Raw genomic sequence first — 25165 nt, 5'->3', positions numbered from 1 at the left:
GGGTGCGCTACTTCGCGTGGGTGACGGGCGTGCGCTGTTCGCCGAGGTCGATCCGGCCGTCCGCGGTGCCGATCGTCGCCGTGATCACGTCGCCGGTCTGCAGGTAGCGCGGATTCCTGGCCTGACTCCTGAAGAAGACCTTCCACTTCACCGCGGGCGGCAGCAGTGCGCCGATCTTCTCGACGGGTTTGGGCGGGGCCTTCAGCGCGGTGCCACCGGGGGTGCCGGTCAGCAGCAGGTCTCCGGGGTCCAGGGCCTGGAACCGGGCGAGCAGGGTGAGGGCCTGGGCCGGGCGGACGATCATGTCGGTGAGCGGGCGGTCCTGGCGCAGGTCACCGTTGACCGACAGCCGCAGCCGCAGGTCCGGGAGACGGGCGAAGTCCTCCGGTTCGAGGAGCGCCAGGTAGGGCCCGGTCGGTGTGAAGGTCGAGTAGGACTTGCTCTCGTAGAACTGCGTCCGGGTCAGCTGTACGTCACGGGCGCTGACGTCGTCGGTGATCACGAGTCCGGCGATGTACGACGGCAGGTCCGCCTCCTCGACCACGCTGCCCACCGGCAGCGCAGCACCCATGACCAGGCCCAGTTCGACCTCGTAGTCCAGGAGCCGCACATGCGCCGGCCGGACGATGTCCTGGCGCGGGCCGCTGAGCGAGCCGGACGCCTTGCGGAAGAAGGCGGGCGGGATGTCCCCGGTGAAGCCGGAGTCGCGGGCGTGGCTGCGGTAGTTGACCATCTGGGCGACCACCCGGCAGGGGGTGGTCACCGGGGCGAGCGGCACCAGGTCGGTGAGGGACGTGCCCGCCCCGCCGGAGCGTGCCGCCGCTCGTACCGCGGCCCGGTCGGCGATCAGTTCGGCGGTGGTGACGGCCGCGGTGTCGACCGGGACGGCACGGTCGCCGAGGACGACCCACCAGCCCTCGGCGCTGCGCAGGATGTTGGTGCTCATGGTCGTGGCCTTCGTCAAAGGGGTGGGTGGGGGCAGGAGTTCGCGGGGGTCAGGAGTTGGCGGCGCGGAGCAGTGCCAGCAGGCGTGCCGGGTCCACCTCGTTGTCGCCGCGCAGGGCTCCGATGACATCGCGGATCCGCTGCGGCGAGGGGTTCGCGCCGACGAAGTCCCTGGTGGCGGGAGGGCCCCACTGGGCCAGCCCGCTCGTCGACATCGGGGCCCAGCCGGGCTCGAGGTCGCAGGAGAACAGGTCGCCGTCGGCGAAGTGCTCCAGCATCAGCCGGTCGGGGTCGCGCCAGTAGTCGAACAGCTGGCTGCCCTGGATGTGCCGGCCGATTCCCCAACTGCGCTTGTATCCGCGTTCGTTCAGGTACTCGCCGCCGGCCGCGATCGCGTCGAGGTCGGTCACCTGGTAGGCGGAGTGCACATAGCCGTTGCCCGGCCCCAGGTGCATCGCCAGGGTGTGGTGGTCCACGGCCAGGGCGCCCTGGTCGCAGCGGAGGAACGCCATGGACGGACCGCGTTCGCGCTGCCCGTCCAGGAACAGGAAGTCGGACACGATCATCCCGAGGGTGTCCAGATACCAGTCCAGGGCCTGGGCGAACACCCGGGTCTCCAGCACCACGTGGCCCAGCCGCTGGATGCGGGACGGCTCGCGCGGCGGGCGCTGAGCGGCTTCGGTACGACGCTGTTCCGTGCCGGAGTTGAGCAGCAGCGGCTGCTGTCCCGGCAGTTCGGGCAATTGTTCGGCGCAGTGCACGACCCGTACCGGGAGGCCGGAGGGGTCGAGCAGGCCGACCGCACTGCCGCCGCCGGGCACGCCCGCGCCGCGCACCTCGGTGCCGGTGGCCCGGGCCAGCCGGTCCAGGTCGGCCCGCTCGGCCGCGCGGAACGCCGGGCCGATGAAGCGGGAGGTGCGCCCGCGGCGGATCACCGTGCAGGGCGAGCCTGCGAAGGTGCCGCGCAGCCACAGCTCGTTCTCGGTGCGCGCGGCGATCTGGAAGCCGAAGTCCCAGGCGAAGACCTCGGCCCGGTCCAGGTCGGGCTTCTCGAACTCCAGCCAGGCCAGGTCCGCCACCTTGACCACGGGATTCCTGGACCGGCCCGGATGCTCCCCGCGCAGGGCGCCCTGCTCGCTGTGGAGGTCCTGGTGGGCCGTCGTGGCGACGGCCCCGTTGGAGCGGGTGTCAGACATGGTGCCTCCCAGCAACATTGCTGCAATGATGAAATCATCAGGCATGACCTTTTTATCGTCAAGGTGTGCGCGGCAACAAATGATGCATCTATCAGAACTGATACTTGTCTATCCGGGTGGCGGAACGGCCAGGGGCGGGAGCGGCGGGGCAGGGCTGCGCGGCGGGGCCCCGGTGGGCGTCGAGGAGGTCGCCGACGGTGAGGGCGGGTCCGCCGTAGGCGAAGGTGATGCCGCCGAGGACGATGGGGACGCCGCCGAGGGCGAAGCGGACGCCGGGCTCCTGCCGGTCGACGAGGGTGCCGTCGAGGCCGTGGCGGTCTCGGCGACAAGCAGGACGACGGTGTCGCCGACGGTCGCTTCGGTGCCGACCGGCGGCAGCGTGCCGGTCACGATCGTGTCCGTTCCAGCGGGAGAGCCGGGCGCCAGGGCGAAGCGCAGGCCGAGTCCGGCGAGTTCCGCTTCCGCCGGCCCCACCCTGCGGCCCACCAGATCGCCCGGGATCCGCACCCGCCCGGTGCTCGACGTCGTCGACCGGTTGCCGGCCGAGCCGTTCCCGGTCGTGGGGGCGGAGGCGGGGGCGGTCGCGCCGGGTGTCCCGCGCCCCTGCTGCGCAGACGGCTGCCCCGGCCCGGCCTGCGTGGCCCCGGTGAGGACCGCGGCCGCGGCGACGGCCAGGAGTGCGCCCGTCGCGACGAGGACCCGGGCGCGGTGGCCGGTTCCGGGGCGGGGCTCCTCCAGCAGGGTGTCGGGCGGCCGGGCGGCCGGCGCGGTCGCACCGGAGCGTCCCAGCCGTACGGTCTCCGCCCCGTCCGTCGACAGGCGCGGGGCCTGCGGCAGGTGCAGGGCTGTCGGCAGGCGCAGGCCCCGCAGGGCGGCGCTCATGTCCTCGGCGCCGGCGCAGCGCCGGCCCGGGTCCTTGGCCAGTGCGCCGAGGACGACGGCGTCCAGTTCGGGCGGCACGGCGGGCCGCAGCCGGCTCGGCGCTTCGGGGGTCTCATGGACGTGCTGGTAGATGAGGGCGAGAGCACTGTCCGCGCGGAAGGGCGGGCGGCCGGTGAGGAGTTCGTAGAGCAGGCAGCCGGTGGAGTACAGGTCCGAGCGGGAGTCCGTGGTCCGTCCGCAGGCCTGCTCCGGGGACATGTAGGCGGCGGTTCCCATCACGGTGCCCGTGGTGGTCCTGGTGGTGTCCGGCCCGCCCAGGGCCAGGGCGATGCCGAAGTCCATCACCTTGACCCCACCGCCGTCGGTGATCATCACATTGGCGGGCTTGATGTCGCGGTGCACCAGGTCGCGCGCGTGCGCGAACGCCAGTCCGTCCAGGACGCCGATGGTGAACCCGACCGCATCGTGGACCGGCAGCGGACCCTGGTGCAGGCGTTCGGCCAGGGTCTGCCCGTCGACGTACTCCATGACCAGGTAGGGCCTCGGGGGGGTCCAGGGCAGTTCGCCGGCGTCGTACACGGTGGCGATGCGGGGGTGGTTGAGGGAGGCCGCGGAACGCGCCTCCCGGCGGAACCGGGCCAGGGCCGTCTCGTCGAAGGACAGTTCCGCGTGCAGCACCTTGACCGCGACCGGTCGGCCGAGCAGGAGGTCCTCTCCGAGCCACACCTCGCCCATCCCGCCGCGGCCTATCACCTCGCGCAGGGCGTAGCGGCCGCCGATCGGTCCGGCCCGGCTGCTCCCGGACGTCGTCGTGGCGCGGTCCTCGGGGATCACGGCCATGCCCCGTTGGTGGGGAGTGATCCTCTCCATGTGCGGTGCCCTACCTCTCCAGGGGCGGATGATCCGCCAATACTTGCACATGAACGTGCAAGTATCTACTGTGGGCCGGGCCCCGGGTCGACCGCGGGCGTCGTGCAACCCCGGGGGCCGGCCAGCCTGGGGCACCCCAACTCCCCCTGCAGCAAGGAACGATGATGATGCGTCTGATACCGAAGCCCCGCGCCCGGCGGTTCGCCGCCCTCGGCCTGCTCTGCGCCGTGGCGGCCGCGGGCTTCGCGGACCGGCTCACCGACGCCTGGGTGGAGCACCGGACGGCCGAGGCGTTCCAGCAGGCCACCGGGGCAGCCGGTCCGACCTCGGTCCACGTGGGCGGCATACCCGTCCTCACCCAGGTCCTCTCGGGGCAGCTGGCCCACGTCGACCTCAGCTCGGGCGAGATACCGGCCTCCGGCTCCCGCCCCGTCCCGATCACCGGCCTGAGCCTGCACCTGAACGGGCTGCGCGCGTACGGCAACGCACAGGCCGCCCACATCGACTCGGTGCGGGGAACCGCGTCCCTGTCCTACCGCGACCTCTCCGACGCCCTGGGGCTGCGGATCGCGCCCGACCGCGACCCGGGACGCGTGGACGCCACCGCGGACGCGCCCCTGCTGGGGCAGGTCACCGTCTCCGCCGAACTCGCCGTCGCAGGCCCGACCGGCATCGCCTTCCGGGACCCCCGTGTCGTGGGCGACCTGCCCCCCGGCGTCGCGTCCATGGTCACCAGGGCCCTGGAGCAGCCGCTCACCGTCCGCAACCTCCCTCAGGGGCTGAAGCTCCAAGGCCTCACGACCGACGCCTCCGGGGTGAACGTGGACCTGACGGGACGTGATGTCACCTTCACCCCCGACAGCGGCGCCGGCACCTCGGACGCCCGGGTCTGATCATGCGCCGGGGGGTGCGCCGGGGGCCTCTCGGCGGACCTCCCCCACGACCTCCTGGGCCGCAAGCGCAGGTACGCCCGCGGCGACGAGGCTCTGCATGGCCACGGCTCCCGGGAGGTCCTGGAACTCCTCCGGATCCAGGCGTTCCAGCAGGGCCATACTGAGGGCCTCCAGGCCGGCGTTGAGGGCGTCGACCGGCAGCAGCCGGTGGAACGTGCCCTCTTCCTGTCCGCGCGCCAGCACCGCGGTCACCGCATGCCGGGCCGGCTCCAGCAGCTTCTCGACCCGCTCCACGCCCAGATCACGCCGGGCGACGGAGATCAGCATCCGGTAGCGGTCGCCCACTCCCCAGAGCCGCAGCACCAGTTGTGCGAGTGCGTACTCCGGGCGCCCGTCCAGGGCCGGCCCGTCCTCGAGGGCGTCGCGCAGCGCCTGCTCGGCCTCCTCGGCGAGTGCCTCCAGCAGGGCCTCACGGCCGGGGAAGTGCCCGTACAGCGTCCGCCGGGCCACACCGGCCGCGATCGCGATCTCGTCCAGCGTCGTATCCGGGCTCGAGCCCAGTTCCCGCCGTGCCACCGCCAGGATGCGCGCGCGATTGGAGCGGGCGTGCCGCCTGAGCGGGGCGCTGGGCGCGGGGGTGGTCACGGCATCTCCTTCTTCGGCTCTCCAGCAATACTTGCACATGCGTGCGCAGGAAACTAATATGCACATCGATGTGCAAGTTTCTGCTCCGCACGAAGGACCCGCTATGCCACTGATCGCCTCCACTCCCGTCTCCCGGATGGCCGGGCCCTACCCCAAGCGCTGGGCCGCCCTGTTCGTGCTGTGCCTCAGCCTGCTGATCGTGGTGATGGCCAACACCTCGCTGATCGTCGCCGCCCCCGACCTCACCCGCGACCTGGGCCTGGACGCCAGCCAACTGCAGTGGGTCATCGACGCGTACACCGTCCCCTACGCCGCCCTGATGCTGATGCTCGGCGCGGTCGGGGACAAGTACAGCCGCCGCGGCGGACTCGTCACCGGCCTGCTGATCTTCGGCGCCGGCTCCGTCATGGGCAGCCTCGTCCACCAGGCCGACGCGGTGATCGCCGCCCGCGCCGTCATGGGCATCGGCGCCGCACTGATCATGCCCGCCACCCTCTCCCTACTCGTCGCCACCTTCCCCCGCAGCGAGCGGGCCAAGGCCATCACCGCCTGGAGCGCGACCTCGGGGCTCGCCATCGCCCTCGGCCCCCTGCTCGCGGGCCGACTGCTGGAGAACCACGCCTGGGGATCGACCTTCCTGATCAACGTGCCCGTCGCCGCGGTGGCGATCGTGCTCGCGATGGCCCTGGTGCCGCCCTCCCGCGCCGAAGGCAGGGGACGGATCGACGTCATCGGTGGCCTGCTGTCCGTCGTCACCGTCGGAGCCCTGGTCTACGCCGTCATCGAAGGCGCCCGCTTCGGCTGGAGCGGCGGGCCTCTCGCCGGAGCGGTCGCCGCAGCAGTGGGCCTGGCCGCCTTCGTCCCCTGGGAACTGCGCCACCCGCGCCCGATCCTGGACGTGCGCAAGTTCAGGATCCGCAGCTTCTCCGGCTCCATGATCGCGGTCCTCATGTTCTTCTTCGGGACCTTCGGGGCGCTGTACTACTCCACCCAGCACCTGCAGTTCGTCCTCGGCTACAGCCCGCTCGACACCGGCATACGGCTGCTCCCGCTGGCCGGCGCGGTGTTCGTGGGAGCCGCGGTGACCGGACGGCTCACCCCCAGGCTGGGCGTCAAGCCCATGGTGGTCGCCGGGATGGCCGTCGGCACCGCCGGTGTCCTGCTGCTGATGCGGATCGACCCGGGCTCCGGCTACACCGACTTCGTCGCCCCGTTCGCCCTGCTGGGCTTCGCCATCGGACTGAGCGTGTCCCCGTGCACGGACACGATCATGGAGGCGTTCCCCGAGCACGATCTCGGCGTCGGCGGCGCCACCAACGACACCGCGCTCGAACTCGGCGGCGCACTTGGCATCGCCATCCTCGGCTCGGTCCTGAACACCACCTACCGGGACAGGCTCACCGACGCGGTCGCGGGCAAGCTGCCCGGCACCGCGCTGGACACCGCCAAGGACTCGATCGGCGGAGCCCTGGGCGTGGCCGAGCACATCGCGCACAACCCGCAGGGCGGCCCGACACAGGCCCAGGCCCTGGTCTCGGCCGCCCACCAGTCCTTCGCCGACGCCGTCGCCCACACCAGCCTCATCGGCGGCATCGCAATGGCCGTGGGGACCGTCGTCGTGGCCCTGGTCATGCCGTCCGCGGGGCGGTCGTCCTCGGAGCAGGAGCAGCCCGGCCGCGTCGGCGCCACCGACACGGACACGGACACGGAGACGGACACCGGTGAAACCCAGGGCACCGCCCACGGTGTACGCAGTGCATGAGCGGTGCGCTTCCTCGCCCCGGCGACCCCTGAGCCCTTGAATCCCTGCCACCTCTGACAGGTTCATCAATTGTGAAGTACGTGCTCTAAGGTGAGCACATGCAGAAGCCGACCCCGCAGACTGCCAACCGCTTCGAGCGCCGTCGGGCCCATTCCCGTCAGGCACTGGTCACCGCGGCACGCAGGATCCTGGCCGAGTCCGGAGACACCTCGGCGAGCATCCAGGAGATCGCCGCACGTGCGGACGTGGGATTCGGAACCTTCTACAACCACTTCGCCACCAAGACCGAGCTCTTCGACGCCGCGGTCGCCGACGCACTGGAGGAGTACGGACAACTCCTCGACAGCGTCACCCAGCACATCGACGACCCGGCCGAGACCATCTCCGCCTCCGTGCGCCTGACCCTGATCCTGGCGGCCACCCATCCGGAGGTCACCCAGATCGTCCGACTCCGGGGACTCCCCCACGTGCACGCCGACACCGGCCTGGGCCCGCGTGCCCTGCGCGACCTGGAGGTCGGCAGGGCATCGGGCCGGTTCGTCCTCGACGACACGAAGGTGGCACTGAGCGCGGTGGGCGGCGCGATGATCGGACTGCTCCAGCTCAACACCGCCGCCGGCATCGACGCGAAGGCCGGCGAGCAGATGGCCGAGCTGATCCTCCGTCTCCTGGGCCTCCCGCTCGAAGAGGCCCACGAGGTCGCCACCCGCCCCCTGCCCCAGCTCCCCTGACCCCGCGCGGCCAGCCGCGCGCCGAGTCCGAGGCCATCACCGGAGCACCGGCCGGTGCTCACGCTCTCCGCGATGCCTATGGTCGGCCGCGGTGCTGCCGGAAGAGCACGTCCCTGCGCCTGAGGCCGGCACTCTTCGCCGGATCCGCCATGGGTCCGGGCTGGAAGTCCAGGCCCTGAAGCTGCGTCAACCATGGGGCCAGCTCCCGAGAGCTCTCTGACACCATCGAAGACAGTTGACTACTTTCATCGCTACTGATTGAATCATCACTATCAGGGTGTCTTCGGATACCGCATCGCCTGCCGACCGAAGGACCCTGTCTCCGTCAACAGTGGCGACGGCCGTAGCACCAGCGGGACCGCAGCACTTCGGTCGGCTCCCCCACCGAAGCAACGCTGCGACCACCGTGGGCCGACCGGTAACTCGACTCCGCGAGGCGATTACATGTCCCACCACCTCGACGCCCCTCTCGCCGCACAAAGCGGTCAACTGCTCATCGACGATCTGTATGTCTTCCCCGGCCAGGACAGCACCGCGTTCGTGGTGAACGTCAACTCCGACCCGATGATGTGGCCGATCTTCTGGCCCACCGACGTCGAGTTCACCAACCCCGCCAACACGCGCCACTCCTCCCAGGACGCCGCGGCCGCTGGAAAGCAGATCGCCGACCAGGTTGCCGCCGTCGTACGCGCCGCGGGCACATCGGCTGCCCCGGACGGCTACGGAAACACCGTGGCCGGCGAGCTTTTCCCCGACGTACTGCCCTACGTCCTGGGCACCCCGGCCGGCTACGGCTTCGCCGCGCGCAACGGTCGCACCCTGGCCGACAATGCACCCGAGGCAATGCTCTCGCTGGTGCTCAACACCGCGGTGCCGTCGGGCCTGACCCCCGCCACCGCCCAGGCACTGCGCCTCCCGGACTTCCCCTACATCCGGCCTGCATGAGCAAGCCTCAGCCGGGACCGGTTCCCTGGCCCGGCGCGTCTCACGAAGGAGCAGAGGATGTCCCGCATCACCGTCGGCGACGAGAACTCCACACCGATCGAGCTGTACTACGAGGACCACGGCCAAGGGCGGCCGATCGTCCTGATCCACGGCTTCCCGCTCAGCGGCCGGGCCTGGGAACGCCAGGAACGGGCCCTGCTGGCACAGGGACGCCGCGTGATCACCTACGACCGCCGCGGCTTCGGCCGCTCCAGCCAGCCCAGCACCGGTTACGACTACGACACTTTCGCCTCAGACCTGAACACCCTGCTGACCGCTCTCGACCTCCAAGACATCGACCTGGCCGGACATTCCATGGGCGGCGGAGAAATCGCCCGCTACCTGGGCACCTACGGCTCAGCCCGGGTCCGCAAGGCCGCGATCATCTCCGGCGTCCCCCCGTATCTGCTCAAGACCCCGCAGACCCCGGACGGTGTGCCCCAGGAGGCGTTCGACCAGATCGCGGCCGCGCTGACGGCCGACCGGTTCGCCTACTTCACCGAATGGAACAAGAACTTCTTCAACCTCGACGAAAACCTGGGCACCCGCATCAGCGCTGAAGCAGTCCAGGACGCCTGGAACGCCGCGGTCTCCGCTTCGCCTGTCGGCACGATCGCCTGCGTGGCGAGCTGGTACACCGACTTCCGCGCCGACCTGCCGAAGATCGACATCCCCGTGCTCATCCTGCACGGCACCGCGGACCGGATCCTGCCCATCGACGCCTGCGGGCCGGCCACTCACGCGCTGATCAAGGACAGCACCTACGCACCGATCGAGGGCGCCGACCACGGCCTGTGCTGGACCCACGCCGAAGAAGTCAACGACCAACTGCTGAGGTTCCTCGACTAGCAACACCCGATCCGCACCGCACCGGGTGCAGGGCCTGGGCTGCCCAGGCCCTGCACCACGACATCAGGAGGCGGTGGATCGACTGTGGTCAGCCGGCGTGTGCCGGGAAGAGACCGGCGACGGCGGAGACGACCGCTGCTCGACGGGCGGCCAGGAACTCGGCGCGCTCGTCGGGGTCAGGTGGCAGCAGGTCGGGCTGGGACGCCCAAGCCATGGCGATCTGGTTGACGAAGACGAGGATGTCGATCGGCTCCCAGGCGGTGTCCAGCCGGCCCGTCTCCTGGGCTCTGCGGAGTTGCTCGACCTTGCCGGCGACGGACTGCCGGACGGCGTCGTCGGCTCCGTGTCCGTTGGCGTCCAGCTCCAGCTGGCCCCAGCGCATGAGACGGAAGTGCTCGGGGTGGTCCAGGAAGTAGTCGTGGATGCGGCCGGCGTAGGCGGGCAGGTCCGCGGGGTCCAGTCGGGTCGCTTCTGCCACGGCAGCCAGTTCCTTGGCCGAGACGTGCCGGTACAACTCCTCCTTGGAGTCGAAGTAGGCGTAGAAGCGTTCCTTGCTGGTCCTGGCGGCCTTGGCGATGCGGTCCACCCGCGCTCCGGCGATCCCGTGCCGGGAGAACTCGGCCAGGGCCGCCGCGAGGATGCGCTCGCGGGCGGAGTCAGCGCTGCTCCTGGTAGGGGTCATGCACTCCACGCTACCCGACCGAACCGTTTGGTTTGGTTTCTGGGCAGCTAGCGGCGTAGGGTCAAACCGAACAGTTTGGTTTGACTTCGGGAGATTCCATGCAGCAGCGCACACTGGGCACCCAGGGCCTGACCGTCTCGGCCCTCGGCTACGGAGCCATGGGCCTGACCATGGCCTACGGCCCCGGCGATGAACAGGCCGGCATCGCCGCCCTCCACCGCGCGTTCGAACTGGGCGTGACCTTCTTCGACACGGCCGAGCTCTACGGCTGGGGCACCGGCAACAACGAGGCCCTGGTCGGCAAGGCCGTCCAGGGCTTCCGCGACCAGGTGGTGCTGGCCACCAAGTTCGGCTTCGCCCGCACCCAGCAGGGCCTGGGCCTGGACAGCCGCCCCGAGAACATCCGCAAGGTCGCCGACAACAGCCTGCGCCACCTGGGCGTCGACCAGATCGACGTCCTCTACCAGCACCGGGTGGACCCCGACGTACCCATCGAGGACGTCGCCGGCACCGTCAAGGAGCTCATCGACGCGGGCAAGGTGAAGTACTTCGGCCTCAGCGAGGCCGGCCCGCAGACCATCCGCCGCGCCCACGCCGTGCAGCCGGTCTCCGTGCTGCAGACCGAGTACTCCCTCTTCGAGCGCGACGCCGAACAGCTCTTCCCCACCCTGACTGAACTGGGCATCGGCTTCGTCGCCTACTCCCCGCTCGGCCGCGGCTTCATCACCGGCACCGCCAAGCCCGCCGGCCAGTACGACGCCACCGACATGCGCAACAACGACCCCCGCTGGCAGCCCGGCAACTACGAGAAGAACCTCGACGCCGTCGACCGGCTCGCCGCCCTGGCCGCCACCAAGGGCGCCACCGTCGCCCAGCTCGCCCTGGCCTGGCTCCTCGCCCAGGGCGAACACATCGTCCCCATCCCCGGCACCCGCAGCGCCGCCCGCATCGAGGAGAACGCCCAAGCCGCCCAACTCTCCCTCACCCAGGACGACCTCACCGCGATCAGCCACATCCTGCCCACCGGCGGATACGGCGCCCGCTACGCCGAAGGCCACGTCCCCACCTGGAACTGACCCGGAGCCAGAGCCGATCCGGCACCGGACAGCCCGTCATACGGACAGCAGGGCTCAGCCGCCGTCACGGCCGAGCCCTGCGCCCGTCACCAGTCTCGGCAAGCGGTTGGCTCCCTGGCCGCCGGCGAGGGGTGTCCGAGGTGTTCCGGTCCCGGTTCCGCCCAGGGGGCCACCGAGATCGGCTGGCCCGTCTTCCGGGCCTCCGCGAGCAGTTGGGAGTGAGCGTCACGACGGCCCCCGGACCTGCACGTAAGCGGGATGTAAGGTGCCGATTCCTAGGCTCCAGGTCGCACGAACCGACCTGAGGAGTAAGCGGTGGAAAGACTCAGTGCCTGGGTGGTCCGGAACAGGTGGAAGGTGATGGTGGCCTGGCTGGTGATCACCGTCATCGGGATCGTCGTCGCGCCGACCGTGTCGAGCCGCCTGGTGAGCGGCGTTCATGTGAACAGCGCGGCGTACACGGCCGATGCGCAGATCGCTGCGCGCTACGGCGGTGCGACCTCGGACCCGGGGGTGCTCGTCCTCGGCCTTCCCGCGGGCGAGACGGTCTCCGGTCCGGCTGCTGCCGCTCAGTTGCACGCCGTCGACGCGGCGATCGCGAAGGCCGAGCCGGGGATGCGGCTGGTGTCGTACGCCGCGACCGGTGCGCAGGCCCTGGTCGGGCACGGCGGCACGAGCACCGTCGTGATCGCGTACCCGCCCAACGCCAACGACGACATGTCGACGGATCAGATCGATGCCATCACCAAGGCAGCCAAGGCCGCCGCGCCCGCGCTTCGCGTGAACGGCACGAGCCTGCGGGCCCTGGACACCGGGAACACCACCGGCGGCGGCAACTCGACGGTCACGGGTGAGCTGATCATCGGCGCGCTCGGCGCCCTGGTCGTGCTGGCTTGGGTGTTCGGGTCGCTGCTGGCAGCACTACCGCTGCTCATGGCGCTGATCTCGGTGCTGACGATGCAGCTGCTGATCTACGCGCTGACCTACGTCATGCCGTCGTCCTCGCCGATCAACCCGTCCGTGCAGTTCATCGTCGCACTGCTGGGCCTGGGCCTGTCGATCGACTACTCGCTGCTGGTGGTGACCCGCTGGCGCGAGGAGCGCGCGGCCGGACGGGACAACGCGCAGGCGGTGCACCAGGCGCTCAAGCGCGCCGGGCACTCGGTGTGGTTCAGCGGCATGGTCGCCTCGCTCGGCCTGTTCGCACTCATCCTGGTGCCGAACTCGCTGGTACGCGGCATCGGCGTCGCCGGGCTGTTCATCCCCTCCAGCGCCACCCTGGTCGCTCTCACGCTGCTGCCGGCGGTCCTGTCGAAGATCGGCCCGCGACTCGACTGGCCGCGCCGACGCGCCTCCAGCGGGGCGAGCCGGTTCTGGACCGGGTGGGCCAAGCTGGTCATCCGGTACCGGGTACTGGCGGCCGTCGTGGGCCTGGGCATCCTCGGCATCCTGGCGGGCGTCGCCGCGACCATCAACATCAGCCTGCCGACGACGAGCAGCCTGGCGACCAGCGGCACCTACACCGACGGCCTGCACGAGCTGGAGGCCGACGGGTTCCCCGCGGGCACGCTGGCCACGGTGCCGCTCTATGTCCCGCATGCCGCCGACGCGGCGTCGGTGGCCTCCGCGCTCTCCTCGCTGCCCAGCCTGCACGGGGTGGTCGCCCCGAGCGGGGACACCTGGCGGCAGGACGGGTCGGCGATGCTCTTCGCGATGCCGGACTCCGAGGTCGGCACCTCGCAGGGCGGCACCGCGCTCGCCGACATCCAGCGCACCGTCCCGCACGGCGTGCTCGTCGGCGGGGAGGAAGCGCTCAACCTGGCTGTGACGCGCTCCTCCTACGGGGCGTTCCCGCTGCTGTGCACGGTCGTGGCGCTCATGACGTTCCTGCTGCTGGCGCGCGGTCTGAAGTCGATCGTGCTGTCGGCGAAGGCGGTGCTGCTCAACGCCCTGTCCGTCGCGGCCTCCTACGGGTTGCTCGTGCTGGTCTTCCAGCACGGCCTAGGCATGCACGCGCTGTGGGGTGCGCGCAGCTACGGCGCGATCGACAGGTTCGCCCCGGTGCTGATCTTCGGGTTCCTGTTCGGCATCTCCATGGACTACGAGGTGTTCATCCTCTCGCGGGTCCGTGAGGGTTACGAGCGCACCGGCTCGACCAGGCAGGGCATCCTCGAGGGCATCTCCCACACCGGCCGGCTGGTCACCAGCGCGGCACTGATCCTGTTCTTCGCGCTCGCCTCGCTCTCGACGGCCAACGACATCACCGTGCGCGAGATCGCGGCGGGGCTGGCCGCCGGCGTGCTGCTGGACGCCGTGGTCGTGCGGATGCTGCTGCTGCCGGCGCTGGTCTCGCTCTTCGGACCGCTCAACTGGTGGATGCCGGGGTGGGGCGCCCGTCTGCTGCGGATCCCGCCCGACACGCCGCAGCCGCACGAGGAGCGGGCGCCGCGGCCGCAGCCGATCGGGGATGCTGGGTAGATGCGCGTACTGGTGGTCGAGGACGAGCCGGACATGGCCGCGTCGCTCGCCTGGGGGCTTGAGGCCGAGGGCTACGTGGTGGACCTGGCGAACGACGGCGTCGACGGACTTTGGAAGGCGCAGGAGACGTCGCCCGACGTGATCATCCTGGATGTGATGCTGCCGGGCATGGACGGCTACCAGGTATGCCGGCGGCTTCGCGAGAAGAGCCTGTGGACCCCGATCCTGATGCTCACCGCCATGGACGAGGACCTCGACCACGCCGAAGGGCTCGACTCCGGGGCCGACGACTACCTGGCCAAGCCCTTCTCCTACCCGGTGCTCCTGGCCCACCTGCGCGCACTGACCCGCCGCGGACTGGCCGCCAGGCCGGTGGTCCTCGAGGCCGCCGGCCTGGCGCTGGACCCGGCCGCCCGCACCGTCAGCCTCCACGGCCGGGACCTGGAGGTCGCCGCGAAGGAGGCTGCCGTCCTCGAACGCCTGCTGCGCCACCGCGGGCGCGTGGTGTCCAAGGCCGAACTGCTCGCGCACTGCTGGGACGCGGCCTACGACGGCGGGCCCTCCGTCGTCGAGGTCACCGTCCACCGACTTCGCCGGAAGATCGAGACCGGCGGCGGCCCGCCGCTGATCGAGACCGTGCGCGGTGAGGGCTACGTCATCCGCGGAGAGCAGCGCGGGGAGCAGCAGTGACCGTCCGCACGCGGGTGACGGTGGTGGCGGGTGCGGCGCTGACCGCCGCGGTCGCGCTCGGCCTGGTGATCATGTACCTGGTCCAGCTCGGATCCGCGCGCACCACCATCGACAACCAACTGAGGACGTACGCCACGCAGATCGAGCAGTCCGGCCAGTCCGGCCGGTGGCCCAGCCCACTGCCCGCCTCGCCTCTGGACGCGAACGCCGAAGCCCAGGTACTCGCCGCCGACGGGACCACCGTCCTGGCCGCCACCCGCGGCCTGGCCGAGTACGGGGCCGTCTACACACTGGCGCCCGGCAGCGACACGCCCGTGCGCCAGTCCGCAGCCGACCGCGGACTCGGCGGAGAACTACGCGCCTATGCGACGCACACCACCGTGGACGGGCGCAGCGTCGACATCGTCACCCTGACGACGACGACATCCCTGGGCCAGATCAACGAGACCTTCACCCGGCTCCTGCTGATCGGCATCCCGACCATCCTGCTGCTGGCGAGCGGCACGGTCTGGCTAGTAGTGGGCAGGGCGCTGCGACCGGTCGAGCAGATCCGCCGTACCACCACCGAGATCAGCGCAGCCGACCTCTCCCGCCGGGTGCCCGAACCCACCGCCCACGACGAGATCGGCGAACTGGCCCGCACCATGAACGGCATGCTCGCCCGGATCGAGGACTCGGCCGTACGCCAGCGCAGATTCGTCGCCGACGCCTCACACGAACTGCGCACCCCGCTCGCAGCCATCCGCACCACCCTCGAAGTCGGCCTCGCCCACCCGCAACGCGCACCGTGGCGTGAGATCGCCGAACGCGTCATGCGCCAGTCCTCCAGGCTCGAGTCCCTCGTCGAGCAACTGCTGCTGTTGGCCCGCAGCGACGACAGGCACCTGGTCCAGGCACGCAGTCGGGTCGCGGTCGAGCCGCTGCTCCGGGAGGTCTGCGCGAGCACCGCCCCCACCCGGGTACCCGTCGTGCTCCGGCCGGCCACCGCACAAGCAGACGTCCTCGGCGACGCCGAGCAACTGGAGCGGCTGGTGCGCAACATCCTCGACAACGCGATCCGCCATGCCCGCAGCCGGGTGACGCTCGGCATCGACACGGTCGCGCCGGACACCCTGGCGATCGAGATCGCCGACGACGGCCCGGGGATCCCGGCTCAGGAGCGCGATCGCGTCTTCGACCGCTTCATCCGCCTCGATACGAGCCGCGAGCGCGGGAGCGGCACCAGCGGCCTCGGCCTCGGCCTAGCGAAGGAGATCGCAGCCGCACACGGCGGGACCATCACGATCTCGGACGCGCCGGGCGGCGGCGCAATGGTGCGCATCATCCTGCCTCGCGCCGCCGACTGACGCGCAACGCGAGCGTATCCCCTGTGACACCCCTACCTTGACCCCTGACGAAGCGGCTCCTCACAGATGACGACAGGTCAGGTGCATCCGCAGGCCCGTCAGTTGGAAGCTGGCGTCCTCGCAGCGGCGCAGCCGCGCCCCGGTCTGCGAACCCAGGGTCAGCGGGTGCCCGAAGGTGTTCGGCCTGGCTTCGGCCTACGGCGCCGGTCTGCGCCGGACGGCTCTCAGCGCACCTGTACCAGGCCGTGGGACCCGGACGTCCGCCATGCCTCATCCGTTGACTCCAGCGCCTGCACCTCGCCCGGCTCCAGTCCGACGATCACGTCGGACTTCAACGCTCGCAAGGACGCGACCCGGCCGGGGAAGTACGCGGTCGCCGCGGCGAACGAGGTGGTCGGCTTCCACCACCGGTCCCCTACGAGACGCCGGTAGTTCAGGTCGCCCTTGAACACCACCACCGTGGCGGCTGCAAGCTCGCTGCACAGTTCCGTCGGCATCGCGGTGAAGTCGAACGGGGAGCACCAGAAGTCGTCGGTCCGTACCAGCCACCGGCCCGCCCGGGCCGCCGTCCGCAGCCGCTCGCCGACCGTTCGGCCTTCGCCCTTGCTCGCCAGGAGGGTGCGCAGGCAGTCCGCGACGTCCGTGAGCGTGGCGTCGGAGACGTAGTACGGGGTCGGCTTCACGTGCAGGGCCACCTCTTCCGCCAGGCCGGTGGTGAGCAGGTGGTCCACGAGAGCCAGGTCCGCGACCGTCTCGCTGCCCGCGTTGTCCGCGACCAGCGCCACCGCTCCCCCGGGCCTCGCGTGCAGCAGGTCCCACAGCACTGTTGAGTCGTCGGCCACCAGGCCGCTCGCCTGGCCGCCTCGACCGGCGGTGATCTGCAACGCCAGGTCGGCGCGGTTGCCCCACAGGCTGCCGAGCAGCAGCGCCTGGCCGCGTTCCTGCTCCGCGCGGCCGGCGAGGTCGTCGAGGGCCGCGATCTCTGCCCCCACCACCTCACCCGCCAGTTCGGCCTGCTTGAACGGAGCGAACAGGTCGACGCCTCGCCACGGGCCCGGCGTGTAGTAGTCGACCGCTTCCAGCAGCCGCCGGTAGAAGAAGGCCTCGGCCCACAGGAACGGGGCCTCCACCCAGGGCCGGCCGTAGTAGCCCTCGCCCCACCGCTTCCACCGGTCCGCCCCGACGGCACCCTCTGGCAGCGGCTGCATGACGCCGTCGACGTTCTCCTGTGCCAGCTCAGCCAGCGCCTGGTGCTGCTGCGGCGTGTAGGGCCAGGCATCGGTCAGCCGGTCGATCAGTGCCGGGTGCCGGGTGGTGAAAACCGCTGTGGCGAAGGGCGACTGACTCGACACGATCACCGGGGCCTGCTGCAGCATGGTGGTGCTGGTCCTCTCGTACGGCGGTTCAGGTCGAGGTCCATTCTGCGGGCCGCCCCCGCAGATCCATGCGGCGGTCGATGACGTCAGGCAGCGCCTGGCGACGACAGGCTCGGCCTGACTGCCTAGAGGTCGATGACGACCTTGCCGGGCACGTGCCGGCCGGCCTGGAGTTCGACTGCGGCGCGGATCCGCTCCACCGGGAAAGTGGCCGCGATGGGCACGCGGAGCTGGGTCTCCGCGACCAGGCGTGCGATCTCCTCGATGGCGCCGGGAGCGGCGTTGGCACCGTTCGCGGGAGTGATCCCGTCGATCTGGGCTGCGATGGTGGTGATGCGGTCGTCGGGCACGCCGAGTTCTCGTGCCGTCTGCGCGGTCTCGGTCCCGTGCAGATCCATCGCCGCGGTGACGCCGCCGGGGGCTAGGGCCCGAACCCGGTCGGCCAGGCCATCGCCGTAGGCGACCGGCTCGGCTCCCAGCGCGCGCAGCGCATCGGCCGACGTCGCCGACCCGGTGCCGATCACCCGTGCGCCCGCGAGCCGGGCGAGCTGCACCGCGAACACGCCGACACCCCCTCCCGCGCCGCCGATGAGCACGGTGTCGCCCGGCCCGAGGGCGACGACGGCCAGGGCCGCGGCGGCCGTGCAGCCGGCAACGGTCAGGGTGGCGGCGGTGCGGTCCTCGACACCGTCGGGGGTGCGGTTCACGGAGCCGCCCGCGGCGATGGTCCCTGCCACGTCGATCACCACGTGGTCTGCGACCGCACGGGACATGGCGCCGCCGAAGACCCGGTCGCCGACCGCGAATCCGGTCACTCCGTTGCCGACCTGGTCGACGACACCGGCGTAGTCGGTCCCGAAGCCGCAGGGCAGGCTCAGGCCGAAGCGGGCGGCGGTGTCCGCGTCGGAGGTCATGAACCAGTCCATCGGATTCAGTCCGGCCGCGGTGACCCGAACGCGGATCTGACCGGGCCCGGCCTGTGGCGCGGGCACCTCGCGCAGGTTCAGGGCCTCGGGGCCGCCGAATGAGTCGAGCAGGACGGCCCTACTCGTGGCCGCGGATGTGTGGACGCTCGGTTCCTGCATGCTGCTCTGTCTCCCTGGGTGTCGGAACGAGGGGAGCAGAAACGGACTATGCTCCGTTTCTAAGGGAACCGTACCATAACCGGAGCGTGATCCGTTTTGAATGAGTCGGAGAGTCGCGCACGACGAGCGGACGCAACCCGCAACCGCGACCAGCTCCTGGCGGCGGCCGGCCGCGCGTTCATCGCCTCCGACACAGAGCCGTCGATGCGCGCGATCGCCCGCGAGGCCGGTGTCGGCATCGCCACGCTCTACCGCCACTTCCCCACCCGCGAGGACCTCGTCGAAGCGATCTACCGCGACCATGTCTCCGGGTTGACCGCCGGTGCCCGCGAGCTGCTCGCCCAGTACCCCGCGCCCGTGGCGCTGCGACGCTGGATGGACCTGTTCGGCACCTGGATCGCGGCCAAGAACGGCATGCTCGACACGCTGCTCGCGTTGATCGAGTCCGGGGGCATCTCCCACGGCCAGACGCAGATCGAGCTGCTCGCGGCGATCGACAGCCTCCTCGAGGCCGGTCGCACGAGGGGCGAGTTCCGCAGCGACGTCACTGCCGAGGACATCGCCGCCGGCCTCATCGGTATCTTCACCGTGGCCCGTCCGCCCGAGCACGACGCCAGGGCGAACCGCCTCCTGGACCTGTTGCTGGACGGCCTGCAATTCCGTCCCTGAGGCGCGCCGGCGGGCGGATCGCCCCTGCATCGTTGCGGGGGCGATCCGCCCGCCGGTTGCCCGCGGCCCGGACGGCCGTTGGGGCCTTTGCCGGGTGGGGCCAGGTCAGTGGCGGGGGTTCTTCACCTCGCCCTTGGAGGAGGTGACGGTCGGGTCGAGATTGGTGAACAGCTTGCCGTAGGGGCCGACCTTGATGCCCTTGACGCCCTGCTCCTGGGCGAGTTGCTGGAAGGACTCGGTGCGGGACGCGGTGGTCAGGACGCGGATGGCGCTGCGCTGCAGGTCGCCCAGGCGCATCGGATAGCCGACGGCGGGGTAGTTGCCGGTCAGGGTCACCGTGTAGGCGGTGACCGGGGTGGTGGCGTCGCCCGCGGTGGCGTGCACCACGTCGGTGAGGCTGATGCCGGCCTTCTGGGCGGCGGTCAGCGCGGTGGAGGTCGGTGCGAGCAGGGCCTGCACGGCCTGGTAGGCCTCGTCGACCGAGGTGAACTTCGGGTTCGGGGTGAAGACCTGGTTGTTGATCGCGTCCGTGGTGGTCACACCGGACAGCGGGGTCTTGGACAGGTCGGTGTGCGCGTCGACGGTGGTGGAGATCGTCGTGGCGCCGCCTGCCGCCAGGGTGAAGCCGCCCAGCTGCAGGTTCCAGTTGGTGAAGCTGAAGGTTCCGAAGGTCTGGGTGGTCTTGTTGTAGACGGGCAGCCCGTCGATGTCGACGGTGGGAGCCACCTTCTTGCTGGCGTTGACGATCTCGCCGGGGTTGCCGCCGGGCTCGATGAGGTCGTTGCCCGCGTACATGGTCGCGACGGGGTTGTGGCTGCCGCCCCAGTCGGTCATGACGGTTCCCCGGTAGCCCCATTCGCCGCGCAGGACATCGGTGAGCAGGTCGTAGTTGGCCGAGCTGTAGCTGCCGTTGACCTTGTTGTAGGAGCTCATGACGGCCATCGGCTGGGCGGCCTTGACGGCGATCTCGAAGCCCTTGAGTTCGATCTCGCGCAGCGCCCGCTCGCTGACGACGTCGTTGACGGCGTTGCGGTTGGCTTCCTGGTTGTTGCCGGCGAAGTGCTTGACGGTCACCCCGACGCCCGGGTTGCTCTGCACGCCCTCGGTGGTGGCCGCCGCGGTCAGGCCGGCGATCAGCGGGTCCTCGGAGTAGTACTCGAAGTTGCGGCCGTTCAGCGGGTCGCGGTGGATGTTCATGCCCGGCGCCAGCCAGGTGGAGACCCCGAACTCGTTCATCTCCTGGCCCACGGCGGTGCCGACCTTCTTGACCAGGTCGCGGTCCCAGGTCTGCGCCAGGAGGGTGCCGATCGGCCAGGCGGTGGCGTACTGGTACTCGGCCGGGGTGGTGCTGGTGGCGGCGATCTGCTGGGTCAGTCGCAGTCCGGCGGGTCCGTCGGACAGGGTGAGCGCGGGGACGCCGAGGTTCTCCAGGGTTCCGGTGGTGTAGCCGGCGGCGCCGACCGCCGACGGGGTGGTGCCGCCCTTGCTGGCGCCCTCGACGAGGTTGGCCAGCTGGGTGAGCGAGAGCCCGGCGACGAACTGCTGGATCGTCACCTTGCCCTTGGCGACGTCGAACAGGGTGGCGGTGGGGCTGGTCCTGACGTAGCTGACCTTCTCCCCGGTCTTGGGCTGGTAGGGGGCGCCGGTGCCTTCCCAGTTCTTCTGGCTCTTGTCCAGGTAGACGGTGGTGGAGGAGACCTTGGAGCCGTCGATGGCGTAGTAGGGGGAGGTGGAGTCGACGCCGACGTTCTGCTCGTAGGCCGAGGAGTCGTCGGCGGTGCGGAAGGATCGCGGGTCCAGGCTGATCCGCGGCGCGTTGGCGATCTCCTTCTTCTCCGCCGGGTAGGTGTAGAAGTTGGCCGGGTCGCTGGTCAGGTCGCCGGTGGTGCTCGCACCGTCGAGTTCGTTGTTGTCCTGCTCGGTGGTGACCTGCTTGCCCATGTGCAGGGTCGCCGCGACGTGGGTGTTGCGTGAGGAGTCGCCCACGCGCACCACGTAGTCGCCGGCGTCCAGGACCCAGGCGGCGCGGGCGGTGTCGTACGAGGCCAGCGAGGAGGTGTCGAAGCTGACGGTGACCGTCTGCGAGGCGCCCGGGGCCAGGTTGTCGGTCTTCGCGTAGCCGGCCAGCTGCTGGTAGGGCTTGTCCAGGCCGTTCTGCGGTGCCGAGACGTAGACCTGCACGACCTGCGCGCCGCTGTAGCGGCGCCCGGTGTTGGTGACCTTCGCCTTCACCGTGACCTGCTTGGCGCCGGCGGAGACGTGCTCGGCCTGGATCCGGAAGTCGGTGTAGGACTGCCCGTAGCCGAACGGGTAGTTGACTGCCGCGGCCGGATTGGCAGCGTTGATGGTCCTGTAGAAGGAGTCGAAGTAGCGGTACCCGACGTAGATGCCTTCGCTGTACGGCTCGGTGGTGGTGTTGCCGTCGTTGTTGCCGAAGGTGGCCGAGGCGGGGTAGTCGGCGTAGGCGGCGGCCCAGGTGTCAGTGAGCTTGCCCGAGGGGTCGGTGGTGCCGTTCAGGACGTCGACCAGGGCGTTGCCGCTCTCCTGGCCGGCCTGGCTCATCAGCAGCATCGAGTCCAGCGCGAGCCCGCCCGAGGGGTCCTTCTCCGCGGCGTTGATCTGCTTGTAGAAGGTGGTGTCGATGATGCCGCCGGAGTTGATGACCAACACCACGTGCTTGTAGGTGCGGCCCAGCAGTTCCAGGTTCGCGCGCTCGGTGTCGCCGAGCAGGTAGTCGCCCTTGCCCGAGGAACGGTCCGCGCCCTCGCCGGAGTTGCGCGCGATCACGTACACGGCGGTGTCCGTCGGCGCGGTCGGCTTGACCGTATCCGCGGTCAGCGGCTGCTCGACCGACGAGTAGTCGATGGTGACGCCGAACGGGCTGCTGCTGGCCGTGTTGCCGTACTTGGTGTCGTAGGCACTGGTCATCGCGGACCAGTAGGCGCTGCCGGTGGTGACCTGGTAGCCGGCGTTCACCAGTCCCTGGCGGGCCGAGATCGTGTAGCGGTTGTTGACGTTGCCCGACCCGGTGCCGCCCTTGACGGTCTGGTAGGCGCCGACGCCGAACAGCGCGACGTTGCCCGAGCGGGCGATCGGCAGGGCCTGGTCGTGGTTCTCCAGCAGCACCATGCCCTGCTCCGCCGCCGTGCGGGACAAGGTGGCGTTGGCCTGCTCCAGTGCGTTGGGGGTGGGATCGGTGCTGGCCGCAGACGCGGGGGCGACTCCGGCGAACATCAGCGAGGCGGCGACGACCGAGGCGGCCGCGGCCACGAACGTGGGCTTCATACGTCGACGCGAGGGAGCGGAGTTCATTGACGTCCTCTCTCAGTCCTGCCTGGGGGTGGTCAGGCAAGAAGGAGGCTATGAACCACCTTTTTGACCGTCAATAAGCTAAAAGAAAGTGCGACTCAGGGTTTTGGGTTACTTGCTGTCTTATTGTTTGGCTCGTCATTGGCCGATCCCGGTGCAGGTCCTAAGCTCTGCACATGGACGTGGCATCCGACCGACACTCCCCCCGCAACCGGACCCGGGAGGACATCTACCGTGCCGTCGAGAGCGGCCGATGCCTGACCCGCACACATCTGGTCGAAGCGACCGGCCTGCCTCGCAGCACCGTCAACCACGCCGTCTCCCGCCTGATCGCCGAAGGCCGCATGATCGAGGAAGGCCCCGGCGGCAAGGGCCCGGGAACCGGCAGCGGCAGGCCTGCCGGAACACTGCGGACCGTGGCACACGGCATGCCCGCCGCCGCACTGGACTTCGGCCACGCCCACATCAAGGCCGCCGTCATCGACCCCACAGGCAGGATCACCGCGCAGCGGCGCGCCGACCTCGACGTCGACCTGCACGCCGAACCGGCCCTGGACCTGGCCGCTGAGATGCTCGCGCAACTGCGCCAGGAGACGGGGTTCCTGGATCTGGCCGCCGTCGTGGCCGGGATCCCCGGCCCCCTCGACGCGGCCTCCGGGCTGGTGCGCTCCCCCACCATCCTCTCCAGCTGGGTCGGCCTGGACCCCCGCGAGGAACTGCGCCGCCGCGTCGGCGTCCCGGTGCACGTGGAGAACGACGCGGTCCTGGGCGCCTACGGCGAGTTGCGCAGCGGTGCGGGTCGCGACTACCAGGACTTCCTGTACGTGAAGGCCTCCCACGGCATCGGCGCGGGCATCGTGCTGGGCGGCGCGCCCTACCGCGGGTCGCAGGGCTTCGCCGGGGAGATCGGGCACACGCCCCTGCCGGGCTACACCGAGCTGTGTCGCTGCGGCAACCGCGGCTGTCTGGAAGCCGTGGTGTCGGTGGCCTCCATTCGGGCCCAGTTGGCCCACACCCATCCGCACACCGACGCCTCCGCCCTGCGCCTGGACCAGGCGGACGACCCGATCACCCGGCGGATCCTGGACGAGGGCGGCCGCAAGTTGGGCGAGGTGCTGTCGGTGCTGTGCAACCTGCTCAACCCGGCGGCCCTGATCATCGGCGGGGAACTGGGGACTTCCGGCGGCTCGCTGCTGGAGGGTGTGGCGACCAGTGTGCAGCGCAACGCCCAGCCCGCGATCGCCGCCTCTCTGGAGATCGTCTGTGCCCAACTGGGTTCCGACGCCGAGCTGGTGGGCGCCGCAAGGATGGCTGCGGACCTGGCGCGCGTATAGCCTGCTCCGCGCCCGGCGCGTTCGCCGTGCGGCTCAGGTCCCGGGTTCGAAGGCTGCAGCGCCGAACGCCTGAGCGTCGGAGAGCCTGCCGCGCAGCAGCCGCAGGCTGTCGAGCTGGCCCGGCGGGCAGTGCTCGGCCAGGCCGCGGGCAAGCGCCGCGCTGAAGGGCACGTACGCGGGGCCGAGTGCGGCGTCGATGATCAGGACTTCGGGGGCCAGCACCGTCACGGGCCCGGCCAGCGCCCGGGCGACCAGTTCCGCCAGGTCCTGGTAGTAGCCGACCGCGCCCTCGTCGCCGGCAGCGACCAGCGCGTCGGCCTCGGCCGGGTCCAGAGGCCGTCCGCACAACGCGGAAAGAGCCAGGTCGGCCTCCTTGTACCGCACTTGGGATGCCAGGCAGCCGGTGTTGCCGCAGCCGCAACCCGGCGCATCGGGCACCACCTGTACATGGGCGATCTCACCGGCGGTGCCGTCAGCGCCGGTGTACAGGTTCCCGCCGAAGACCAGCCCCGCGCCGATGCCGTGACGCACGCTCAGGTGGATGCCGGCCTGGGTGCCCTCGCCGGCGCCATGGACCGCTTCGCCCAGCGCCGCCAGGTGCGCGTCGTTGACCAGGACCACCTCCACGTCGCCGAGGACCTTGGTCAGGAGGGTGTGGGCGACCTGCTCGGGCCATCGGGTCTCGCCGTTGCCCCAGTTGCGCGGAGCCACCGGGAACGGCGCGGCGATCACGACCCGGCGCACCGGCGTGGACTGCGGGAGCGTCAGCAGGTCGAACACCTGCCGCGACCAGGACGCGTCTCCTGGGAGTACCTGGGTCCGCAAGGTGGACATGGGGCCGGAATCGGAAGCCAGGGTCACCGAGGTGCCCTTGTCGTCCAGACGCAGCAGCGCAACCGGCGCCACCGCGGTGCTCAACCGGTAGGCCACCGCGGGCCGGCCGGGACCAGCCAGGTGGGCACTGCGCGCTATCGACAGCGTCCCCCGGGCGACCAGGGTCCTCACCAGTGACGTGACGACCGTCCTGGACAGTCCGGTCCGTTCGGCGATCTCCGCACGATTGAGGGCGATGCCGTGCTGGAAGCAGTCGGCGACCACAGCCTCCAGCAGGATGGTCGAGGTACGTGGACCGCGCACTCCAGTCATGCAGTTCCCCTCTGTGAGCAGTCCAGGACCGTCAAAGCTCCAGTCTTCGTCGAGTCGGGGCCGGAGCCTCTCGCTGCGCGCCGAGTGCCCCCGGGCCCCGGCGCGCCTCGTTCCTCGGCGGCGAGGCGTGCGCGCTCCGGGCGCGGCAGCTCCCCCTGTTGGCGCCGCAGCGCGGCTGTCGGGTCCGCTGCCGCTACGGTTGAGCCTCGGTTGTGTT

The 25165-nt window shown here is 70.6% G+C and carries 20 protein-coding genes; 11 read left to right on the top strand and 9 right to left on the bottom strand.

Going from position 1 to position 25165, the window contains the following annotated elements; genetic code table 11:
- Positions 1 to 7 precede the first annotated feature (7 nt).
- From ABUW04_RS12110 to ABUW04_RS12100, 3 genes are all read right to left on the bottom strand, one after another.
- A complete protein-coding gene (locus tag ABUW04_RS12110) occupies positions 8 to 946 on the bottom strand; it encodes a fumarylacetoacetate hydrolase family protein (RefSeq protein ID WP_380564525.1) in 939 nt (312 codons plus the stop codon).
- 49 nt (positions 947 to 995) lie between these two features.
- Positions 996 to 2141 (bottom strand): VOC family protein, encoded by a 1146-nt coding sequence (locus ABUW04_RS12105; RefSeq protein ID WP_380564524.1) that lies wholly within the window; start codon positions 2139 to 2141, stop codon positions 996 to 998.
- Positions 2142 to 2249: 108 nt separating this feature from the next.
- Positions 2250 to 3863 carry a protein kinase domain-containing protein gene (locus tag ABUW04_RS12100; protein ID WP_380564523.1) on the bottom strand — a complete coding sequence of 538 codons (1614 nt, stop codon included), beginning with the start codon at positions 3861 to 3863 and terminating at the stop codon, positions 2250 to 2252.
- Positions 3864 to 4060: 197 nt separating this feature from the next.
- Between ABUW04_RS12100 and ABUW04_RS12095 the strand changes: the two genes are divergently transcribed.
- The gene (locus ABUW04_RS12095; protein WP_380564522.1) at positions 4061 to 4786 is read left to right on the top strand and encodes an LmeA family phospholipid-binding protein; all 726 of its coding nucleotides are present in this window, start codon (positions 4061 to 4063) and stop codon (positions 4784 to 4786) included.
- On the opposite strand, the gene ABUW04_RS12090 is transcribed toward ABUW04_RS12095, so the two are convergent.
- Positions 4787 to 5431 carry a TetR/AcrR family transcriptional regulator gene (locus ABUW04_RS12090; RefSeq protein ID WP_380564521.1) on the bottom strand — a complete coding sequence of 215 codons (645 nt, stop codon included), beginning with the start codon at positions 5429 to 5431 and terminating at the stop codon, positions 4787 to 4789.
- Between the two features lie 103 nt (positions 5432 to 5534).
- Between ABUW04_RS12090 and ABUW04_RS12085 the strand changes: the two genes are divergently transcribed.
- From ABUW04_RS12085 to ABUW04_RS12070, 4 genes are all read left to right on the top strand, one after another.
- Positions 5535 to 7193: an MFS transporter gene (locus ABUW04_RS12085; protein WP_380564520.1), complete on the top strand. Its 1659-nt coding sequence runs from the start codon at positions 5535 to 5537 to the stop codon at positions 7191 to 7193.
- 98 nt (positions 7194 to 7291) lie between these two features.
- Positions 7292 to 7924, top strand: coding sequence for a TetR/AcrR family transcriptional regulator (locus ABUW04_RS12080; protein WP_380564519.1), 633 nt, complete (start codon positions 7292 to 7294; stop codon positions 7922 to 7924).
- Positions 7925 to 8368: 444 nt separating this feature from the next.
- Complete coding sequence (locus ABUW04_RS12075) at positions 8369 to 8869, top strand: hypothetical protein (RefSeq protein WP_380564518.1); 501 nt, start codon at positions 8369 to 8371, stop codon at positions 8867 to 8869.
- 57 nt (positions 8870 to 8926) lie between these two features.
- Positions 8927 to 9757, top strand: coding sequence for an alpha/beta fold hydrolase (locus ABUW04_RS12070; protein WP_380564517.1), 831 nt, complete (start codon positions 8927 to 8929; stop codon positions 9755 to 9757).
- 88 nt (positions 9758 to 9845) lie between these two features.
- Here ABUW04_RS12070 and ABUW04_RS12065 read toward each other — a convergent pair whose 3' ends face one another.
- Positions 9846 to 10439, bottom strand: coding sequence for a TetR/AcrR family transcriptional regulator (locus ABUW04_RS12065; RefSeq protein WP_380564516.1), 594 nt, complete (start codon positions 10437 to 10439; stop codon positions 9846 to 9848).
- A gap of 98 nt (positions 10440 to 10537) precedes the next feature.
- Here ABUW04_RS12065 and ABUW04_RS12060 point away from each other — a divergent pair, with 98 nt between their 5' ends.
- From ABUW04_RS12060 to ABUW04_RS12045, 4 genes are all read left to right on the top strand, one after another.
- Entirely contained in the window at positions 10538 to 11515 is a 978-nt protein-coding gene (locus ABUW04_RS12060) for an aldo/keto reductase (RefSeq protein WP_380564515.1), read from the top strand.
- Positions 11516 to 11830: 315 nt separating this feature from the next.
- Positions 11831 to 13993, top strand: a complete 2163-nt coding sequence (locus ABUW04_RS12055) for an MMPL family transporter (RefSeq protein WP_380564514.1) — start codon at positions 11831 to 11833, stop codon at positions 13991 to 13993.
- Positions 13994 to 14683 carry a response regulator transcription factor gene (locus tag ABUW04_RS12050; RefSeq protein ID WP_380564513.1) on the top strand — a complete coding sequence of 230 codons (690 nt, stop codon included), beginning with the start codon at positions 13994 to 13996 and terminating at the stop codon, positions 14681 to 14683.
- Positions 14680 to 16029 carry a sensor histidine kinase gene (locus ABUW04_RS12045; RefSeq protein ID WP_380564512.1) on the top strand — a complete coding sequence of 450 codons (1350 nt, stop codon included), beginning with the start codon at positions 14680 to 14682 and terminating at the stop codon, positions 16027 to 16029. Before ABUW04_RS12050 ends, ABUW04_RS12045 begins: the two co-directional genes overlap by 4 nt.
- A gap of 224 nt (positions 16030 to 16253) precedes the next feature.
- On the opposite strand, the gene ABUW04_RS12040 is transcribed toward ABUW04_RS12045, so the two are convergent.
- Both ABUW04_RS12040 and ABUW04_RS12035 read right to left on the bottom strand, forming a co-directional pair.
- The gene (locus ABUW04_RS12040; protein WP_380564511.1) at positions 16254 to 17405 is read right to left on the bottom strand and encodes a damage-control phosphatase ARMT1 family protein; all 1152 of its coding nucleotides are present in this window, start codon (positions 17403 to 17405) and stop codon (positions 16254 to 16256) included.
- Between the two features lie 125 nt (positions 17406 to 17530).
- Complete coding sequence (locus ABUW04_RS12035; RefSeq protein ID WP_380564510.1) at positions 17531 to 18490, bottom strand: NADP-dependent oxidoreductase; 960 nt, start codon at positions 18488 to 18490, stop codon at positions 17531 to 17533.
- A 96-nt stretch (positions 18491 to 18586) separates the two neighbouring features.
- Here ABUW04_RS12035 and ABUW04_RS12030 point away from each other — a divergent pair, with 96 nt between their 5' ends.
- Positions 18587 to 19159, top strand: a complete 573-nt coding sequence (locus ABUW04_RS12030) for a TetR/AcrR family transcriptional regulator (protein ID WP_380564509.1) — start codon at positions 18587 to 18589, stop codon at positions 19157 to 19159.
- A gap of 105 nt (positions 19160 to 19264) precedes the next feature.
- Here the strand turns inward: ABUW04_RS12030 and ABUW04_RS12025 are convergent, their stop codons facing one another.
- Positions 19265 to 22444 carry a beta-glucosidase gene (locus tag ABUW04_RS12025; protein ID WP_380564508.1) on the bottom strand — a complete coding sequence of 1060 codons (3180 nt, stop codon included), beginning with the start codon at positions 22442 to 22444 and terminating at the stop codon, positions 19265 to 19267.
- A 200-nt stretch (positions 22445 to 22644) separates the two neighbouring features.
- Between ABUW04_RS12025 and ABUW04_RS12020 the strand changes: the two genes are divergently transcribed.
- Entirely contained in the window at positions 22645 to 23802 is a 1158-nt protein-coding gene (locus ABUW04_RS12020) for an ROK family transcriptional regulator (protein WP_380564507.1), read from the top strand.
- 33 nt (positions 23803 to 23835) lie between these two features.
- Here ABUW04_RS12020 and ABUW04_RS12015 read toward each other — a convergent pair whose 3' ends face one another.
- The gene (locus ABUW04_RS12015) at positions 23836 to 24948 is read right to left on the bottom strand and encodes an ROK family protein (protein ID WP_380564506.1); all 1113 of its coding nucleotides are present in this window, start codon (positions 24946 to 24948) and stop codon (positions 23836 to 23838) included.
- Positions 24949 to 25165 lie beyond the last annotated feature (217 nt).

The organism is Streptacidiphilus jeojiensis (assembly GCF_042510965.1).
Taxonomy (GTDB): domain Bacteria; phylum Actinomycetota; class Actinomycetes; order Streptomycetales; family Streptomycetaceae; genus Streptacidiphilus; species Streptacidiphilus jeojiensis.
This window is presented reverse-complemented; position numbering and strand designations above follow the sequence as displayed.

Bases quoted from the DNA above. Each gene is read 5' to 3' on its own strand.
- ABUW04_RS12080 (WP_380564519.1), top strand. From the start codon at position 7,292: ATGCAGAAGCCGACCCCGCAGACTGCCAACCGCTTCGAGCGCCGTCGG.
- ABUW04_RS12035 (WP_380564510.1), bottom strand. From the start codon at position 18,490: ATGCAGGAACCGAGCGTCCACACATCCGCGGCCACGAGTAGGGCCGTC.
- ABUW04_RS12060 (WP_380564515.1), top strand. From the start codon at position 10,538: ATGCAGCAGCGCACACTGGGCACCCAGGGCCTGACCGTCTCGGCCCTC.
- ABUW04_RS12100 (WP_380564523.1), bottom strand. From the start codon at position 3,863: ATGGCCGTGATCCCCGAGGACCGCGCCACGACGACGTCCGGGAGCAGC.
- ABUW04_RS12015 (WP_380564506.1), bottom strand. From the start codon at position 24,948: ATGACTGGAGTGCGCGGTCCACGTACCTCGACCATCCTGCTGGAGGCT.
- ABUW04_RS12070 (WP_380564517.1), top strand. From the start codon at position 8,927: ATGTCCCGCATCACCGTCGGCGACGAGAACTCCACACCGATCGAGCTG.
- ABUW04_RS12040 (WP_380564511.1), bottom strand. From the start codon at position 17,405: ATGCTGCAGCAGGCCCCGGTGATCGTGTCGAGTCAGTCGCCCTTCGCC.
- ABUW04_RS12025 (WP_380564508.1), bottom strand. From the start codon at position 22,444: ATGAAGCCCACGTTCGTGGCCGCGGCCGCCTCGGTCGTCGCCGCCTCG.
- ABUW04_RS12020 (WP_380564507.1), top strand. From the start codon at position 22,645: ATGGACGTGGCATCCGACCGACACTCCCCCCGCAACCGGACCCGGGAG.
- ABUW04_RS12065 (WP_380564516.1), bottom strand. From the start codon at position 10,439: ATGACCCCTACCAGGAGCAGCGCTGACTCCGCCCGCGAGCGCATCCTC.
- ABUW04_RS12095 (WP_380564522.1), top strand. From the start codon at position 4,061: ATGCGTCTGATACCGAAGCCCCGCGCCCGGCGGTTCGCCGCCCTCGGC.
- ABUW04_RS12085 (WP_380564520.1), top strand. From the start codon at position 5,535: ATGCCACTGATCGCCTCCACTCCCGTCTCCCGGATGGCCGGGCCCTAC.
- ABUW04_RS12050 (WP_380564513.1), top strand. From the start codon at position 13,994: ATGCGCGTACTGGTGGTCGAGGACGAGCCGGACATGGCCGCGTCGCTC.
- ABUW04_RS12105 (WP_380564524.1), bottom strand. From the start codon at position 2,141: ATGTCTGACACCCGCTCCAACGGGGCCGTCGCCACGACGGCCCACCAG.
- ABUW04_RS12075 (WP_380564518.1), top strand. From the start codon at position 8,369: ATGTCCCACCACCTCGACGCCCCTCTCGCCGCACAAAGCGGTCAACTG.
- ABUW04_RS12110 (WP_380564525.1), bottom strand. From the start codon at position 946: ATGAGCACCAACATCCTGCGCAGCGCCGAGGGCTGGTGGGTCGTCCTC.